Genomic DNA, 1553 nt, shown 5'->3' with positions numbered 1-1553 from the left:
CTTGGTGGCCGTGGCCGTGGACGTGGCGCGGCGGGTCGACGCGGCGGCCACCGCGCGCTTGGGCGCGGCCTCCGGCACCTTGACCGTGACGCCGGCGTCGTCGAGGGCGCGCAGCACGGCCTTCATGCGCTGCACGGGCAGCTGGGCGTCTTCGCACGCGACGCGCAGCGCCTGGGCGTCGACGTATCCGTGGGTGGTCCCGTGCTGCAGGAGCTCCTGGAACGGAGCGGAAGCGAACTCTGGCGGGAGCGGCCGGGAGGTCGGTACCGACGACACGGACTGCCTTTCGTCGTGGGCGGAACGAGGCTGCACGGGCAGCAGCCGACAACGTCAACACCGGCGGACGCTGTTGCATGCCCGCAGAGGACGACAAACGCCGATTGTGTCACGAACACCGGCGTCCCGGCGCACACCACCGCGTCGCGACCCCCCGGGCGGCCCATCGCCGGGGCCCGGCGGCGTGCTGGGGAAGCGCTTGCCGAGGTGCTCAGTCCTCCGGCTTGACGGCCAGCACCGGGCACGGCGCGTCGAGCAGGATCCGCTGCGCGCTGGCGCCCAGGATGAGCTTGCCGACCGGGGTCCGCCGGCGCAGGCCGATGACGATGAGCGCGGCGCCGGACTCCTCGGCGGCCGTGATGAGGTCGTCCGCCGGGTCCTCGCTGTCGGGCACGTCACGCACCTCGTGACCCAGCCCGGCGGCGGACAGCCGCCCGCGCACCTCCTCGTGCAGGGCCTCCAGCTGCTTGGCCTCCTCCGCGTCGGCCTCGCGACCGGGGCGGCGGCTGTGCACGACCACGAGCGGGGCGCCCAGCCGGACGGCGGCCTCCCCGGCGCGCTGCAGGGCAGCGCGGCCCTCGGGGTTGGCCACGTACCCGACGACGATCCCCATCGTTCACCCTCCCGAACGCGTGCACGGACGGGCGTGACCGTACTACGGCGGCCGCCCGGGCGCCCTCACCGCCCGCGCGCGGGCAGCCCCGCACCCACCGCCTGCGCCACCAGCCGCCCCAGGCGGTGGGCGGGGTCGCGCTCCACGGCCAGCTGGGCGCAGCCGCCCGCGCGCAGCCCGTCGCCGGCCGACCAGTGCAGCCAGGCGGCCACCGCCCACGCACCCGCGGCCGCCCGCCCCTCGGCGTGGCGGGCGACGTCCACGGCCAGCCCCGCCGCCAGCGCGGCGCGGCGGGCGTCGACCTCCTGCACCGCCGCGCCCACCAGCTGCGCGCTCGCCCCCGCACCAGCCAGCAGCAGCGCCCGGGCGCGCTCGGTGCGGGGCCCGCTGCCCGCGCTCAGCAGGAGCGCGTCGCGCAGCGCGACGTCCTCGAAGGCGGCCAACGCCCGCCCGCACCAGGCGGCCGGCGGCACGGCGGTGGAGCGGCCGGCCAGCCGTGCGCGCACCTCGGCCTCCCACGCCTCCACCACGGCGGCCCGGCGCGGCAGCGGCGGTCCTCCCGAGCAGGTCGTGCTCGTCTGCTACGACGACGGCCGCGACGACCCCGGCGGCGGGGGTGGCGGGGCTGCCGGTGCTGCCGGTGCTGCCGGTGCTGCCGGTGAGC

At 78.0% G+C, this 1553-nt stretch carries 2 protein-coding genes and 1 pseudogene; all 3 read right to left on the bottom strand.

The genetic code is table 11. The features are described from left to right. Positions 1-276: pseudogene (locus tag GTQ99_RS23090) on the bottom strand (RNA polymerase sigma factor); the annotation flags it as partial. Positions 277-487: 211 nt separating this feature from the next. Next, complete coding sequence (locus GTQ99_RS23085) at positions 488-889, bottom strand: universal stress protein (RefSeq protein ID WP_166617995.1); 402 nt, start codon at positions 887-889, stop codon at positions 488-490. Between the two features lie 65 nt (positions 890-954). After that, positions 955-1437, bottom strand: coding sequence for a DUF4192 family protein (locus GTQ99_RS23080; protein ID WP_276612499.1), 483 nt, complete (start codon positions 1435-1437; stop codon positions 955-957). Positions 1438-1553: the final 116 nt, after the last annotated feature.

Origin of the sequence: Kineococcus vitellinus, assembly GCF_009906315.1 — a bacterium.
Taxonomy (GTDB): domain Bacteria; phylum Actinomycetota; class Actinomycetes; order Actinomycetales; family Kineococcaceae; genus Kineococcus; species Kineococcus vitellinus.
The sequence above is the reverse complement of the archived record's forward strand: the minus strand, read 5'-3'. Positions and strand labels throughout refer to the sequence as shown.

What these genes read in the sequence shown, in the direction of transcription:
- GTQ99_RS23085 (WP_166617995.1), bottom strand. Translation starts at nt 889, where the DNA reads ATGGGGATCGTCGTCGGGTACGTGGCCAACCCCGAGGGCCGCGCTGCC.